The organism is Allobosea sp. CER48 (assembly GCF_044752385.1).
Lineage (GTDB): Bacteria > Pseudomonadota > Alphaproteobacteria > Rhizobiales > Beijerinckiaceae > Allobosea.
On sequence record NZ_JBIWYK010000335.1, the window covers coordinates 1 to 3,576 of the forward strand.

Sequence of the window (3,576 nt, forward strand, 5' to 3'; positions counted from 1 at the left end):
GCGGCATCGCCGACGGACGCGGCCTTGCCGCCGCCCTGATGCTCGGCGCCGACGGGGTGCTGGTCGGGACGCGGTTCTGGGCAAGCCGGGAGGCCCTGGTCCATGAGCGCCACCACGCGGCAGCCGTTGGCGCGACCGGCGACCGGACGGTCCGGACCTCGCTGCCCGACATCGCCCGCCAGCTCGACTGGCCGAGCCCATTCGACATCCGCGTTGCCGACAACGCCTTCATCGCCCGATGGGCCGGGAGGGATGACGAACTGAAGGCGGCCATCGCGAGCGAGGCTCCGGCCTATCGCGAAGCCTTCATGGCCGGCGATCCCGACAAGGCCGCGGTCATCTTCGGCGAGGCAGCCGGACTGGTCTCCGACATTCCCGGCGCGGGCGAGATCGTCGAGCGCATGGTCTCGGAGGCCGCGCCTCTGCTCGGTGGCGCAAGCCGTTTCCTCGCCTGAGCGTCAGCGCAACAGTTTCAGCAGTCCTGTCGCCTTCAGCCCGCCGCCGGCCAGCACGGCGTAGACGACAACCGCCGCGGTCGACAGCAGCAGCACCGCCATCAGCAGCGGCTCGAAAGGCAGCGTGGCCGTCAGCCTCAGCACCAGCGGTGCCGCCCACCAGGCGAGCAGCCCGCAGAGCGCTGCAGCGCCGCAGACGATTCCCGCAAAGCCGGGCAGGCGCCGGTCGGGCTGGGTCCAGCCGCGGCGCCGGGCGAGCACGAACAGCGCCAGCAGGTTGACCCAGGCGCCGGCAGCGGTCGCGAGCGCCAGGCCCGGCGCACCCCAACTGCGCCAGAGCACGAGCTTGAGTGCGAGATTGCAGGCGATGGCCGCGAGTGCGACCAGCATCGGCGTCTTCGTGTCGCCGCGGGATTGGAACGCAGAGACCTGCGTGCGGATCATCACGATCGCCGGCAGGCCGAGCGCGTAGGCAAAGAGCACCGCGCCGGCCGCCGCGCTGGCCTGCGCATCGAAGGCGCCGCGCTGGAACAGTCCTGCGACCATCAGATCGGGGACCGCGACGAAGGCCGCGACGAATGGGGCGCTGGCCACGAGCGAGATTGCGATGGCGCGGTTCTGCGCCCGGTTGGCGGCGGCCTCGTCGCCGCGTGCGATCGCCCGGCTCATGGCCGAGAGCGCGACGGTGCCGACCGCGATGGCGATCAGCCCGAGCGGCAACTGGTAGAGCCGCTCGGCGTAATAGAGCGCGGCATAGCCGCCGCGGGGCAACAGCGAGGCGATGATGGTGTCGGCGAAGATCGCGATCTGTTGCCCGGCCGAGCCGATCACGGCAGGGCCGAAAGTCTTTAGGAAGCGCCGCACGCCGGCATCCATGCGCGGCCGCACGATCGTGCTGGAAACACCGGCGCGCTTGGCGGCGACATAGAGAAGGGCCCACTGCGCAACGCCCGAGATCGCGACGCCCCAGGCCGCGGCATAGGCGGCGCTCGGGAACAGGAAGGGCACGGCCAGCGCCGCCATGATGAAGAGGTTGAACAGAATGGGTGCGCCGGCAAAGGCGGCGAAGCGGTCGACCGCGTTCAGCGTGGCACCCAGGAAGGTGACCATGGTCACGAAGAGCAGATAGGGGAAGGTGATCCGCGTCAGGGCGACGGCCAGGTCGAACACCGCCGGATCGTTCACGAAGCCTGGCGCGAGCAGGGTCACGAGCCAGGGCATCAGCGGCAGCGCCAGCACCAGCAGCACGATCTGCACGACGAGGAGGACGGTGAAGAGCCGGTCCGCGAAGAGATTGGCGGCCTCCTGGCCCTGTCGCTCGGCGACATGCGCGTAGGTCGGCACATAGGCCTGGTTGAAGGCGCCCTCGCCGAAGATGGCGCGGAAATGGTTGGGCAGCCGCAGTGCCACCGAGAAGGCATCCATCATCGCGCCGGCACCGAGGACGGCCGCCAGCATGACGTCGCGGGCGAAGCCGGTGAGCCGCGAGACGAGCGTGTAGCCGCCGACCGACAGGATGTTCTTGAGCATGAAGGCCTAGCGGATCAGCGGCGGCAGGGCGTCACCGCGCGGATGGTCGACGGTACGGGCATCGAAGCCGACGCGCTCCCCGATCAGGTAGAGCGGCCGGCGCTTCACCTCGGCGAAGATGCGCCCGACATATTCGCCGATCATGCCGAGCGAGAGCAGCTGGATGCCCGAGAAGAACATGATCGAGACGATCAGGGACGGGAAGCCGGGCAGGTCGGTGCCGAACAGCAGGGTGCGCAGCAGGAAGTAGACGGCTGTCAGTGCGGCGATGACGGCGATGACGGCGCCGGACCACGTCGCCACCTTCAGGGGAACGGTGGAGAACGAGGAGAGGCCGTCGAAGGCGAAGGAGAACAGCTTGCGATACTTGAATTTCGACTGGCCGTGTTCCCGCTCCGCGACATGGAACGGCACGCCGATCGAACGGAAGCCGACCCAGGCATAGAGACCCTTGGAGAAGCGGGATCGTTCCGGCAGTGCCCGCAGCGCATCGACGGCCTTGCGGTCGAGCAGCCGGAAGTCGCCGGCGCCTTCCGGCAGGTCGGTCTCGCCGAAATAGGAGAAGATCCGGTAGAACGCCTTGGCGAAGTTGCGCTTCAGCCGCGTTTCGTCCTCGCGGCTGGTTCGCTGGCCGTAGACGTTGAGATAGCCCTCGTGCCATTTCTCCAGGAATGCCGGGATGACCTCGGGCGGGTGCTGGAGATCGGCATCCATGATGATGACGGCATCGCCCATCGCATGGTCGAGCCCGGCAGCGATGGCGATTTCCTTGCCGAAGTTGCGGCTGAACGAGACGGCGCTGATCCGTGGATCGTCGGCGTTCAGGGTCCGGATGACCGACAGGGTGTCGTCGCGGCTGCCATCGTCGACGAAGACGATTTCCCAGGAGGAAACCTCGTTCGCCAGCACTGTCCGCAGGCGGTCGACCAGCAGTTGCAGATTGGCGGCCTCGTTGTGCACGGGCACGACGATCGAGAGCTCCGGCCAGCGGGCCGCCCGGGGCGCGCGTTGAACAGGCTGGGAGGCGGGATCCGACACAAACGACCTTTCCAGGCGACCTGCCGACAAGGGTGACGCGCGAGGCACAGAACCTTAAAGCTTGCCGACCGACAAGCCCGCAGCGCTATACCCCGAACCGACTCAACAAGGGACAACAAAAGGCATGGCGAAAGGCTTCATCCTCTGCGCCGATGATTTTGCCATGACCGAGGGCGTCAGTCGTTCGATCCTCGCGCTGCTCGGGCATGGCAAGCTGACGGCGACGGGGGCAATGACCAATCGTCCGCATTGGCGCTGGTTTGCGCCGGAGCTTGCCGCGTTTGCCGGGAAGGCCGATCTCGGCCTGCACCTCAATCTCACCTGTGCCGAGCCGATCACGACAATGCCGCGCCTCGCCCCGGGCGGGCTCTTGCCGGGCCTGAAGGCTGTGGCTCGCGCGGCTGCATCCTCCGGCGCGGCGAGGGCCGAGATCGCCGCCGAGATCGCGCGCCAGCTCGACGCCTTCGAGGACGCGATGGGGCGTGCCCCCGATTTCGTCGACGGCCACCAGCATGTGCACGTGCTTCCGGGCGTACGACGGGCGCTGCTCGAT

Annotated in this window: 4 protein-coding genes; 2 read left to right on the forward strand and 2 right to left on the reverse strand. The window is 68.1% G+C overall.

Translation table 11 applies throughout. From position 1 onward, the window contains the following. Positions 1-455: NAD(P)H-dependent flavin oxidoreductase (locus ACIPIA_RS12290; RefSeq protein WP_400509892.1), on the forward strand; the 455-nt coding region annotated here is incomplete at its 5' end. A 3-nt stretch (positions 456-458) separates the two neighbouring features. Here ACIPIA_RS12290 and murJ read toward each other — a convergent pair. Together murJ and ACIPIA_RS12300 are read right to left on the reverse strand one after the other, a co-directional pair. Further along, on the reverse strand, positions 459-1,985 hold the full coding sequence (gene murJ, locus ACIPIA_RS12295; protein WP_400509894.1) for a murein biosynthesis integral membrane protein MurJ: 1,527 nt from the start codon (positions 1,983-1,985) through the stop codon (positions 459-461). Positions 1,986-1,991: 6 nt separating this feature from the next. Beyond that, positions 1,992-3,023 carry a glycosyltransferase family 2 protein gene (locus tag ACIPIA_RS12300; RefSeq protein WP_400509895.1) on the reverse strand — a complete coding sequence of 344 codons (1,032 nt, stop codon included), beginning with the start codon at positions 3,021-3,023 and terminating at the stop codon, positions 1,992-1,994. 61 nt (positions 3,024-3,084) lie between these two features. Between ACIPIA_RS12300 and ACIPIA_RS12305 the strand changes: the two genes are divergently transcribed. Further along, the coding region (locus tag ACIPIA_RS12305; RefSeq protein WP_400509898.1) for a ChbG/HpnK family deacetylase at positions 3,085-3,576 on the forward strand (492 nt) is incomplete at its 3' end.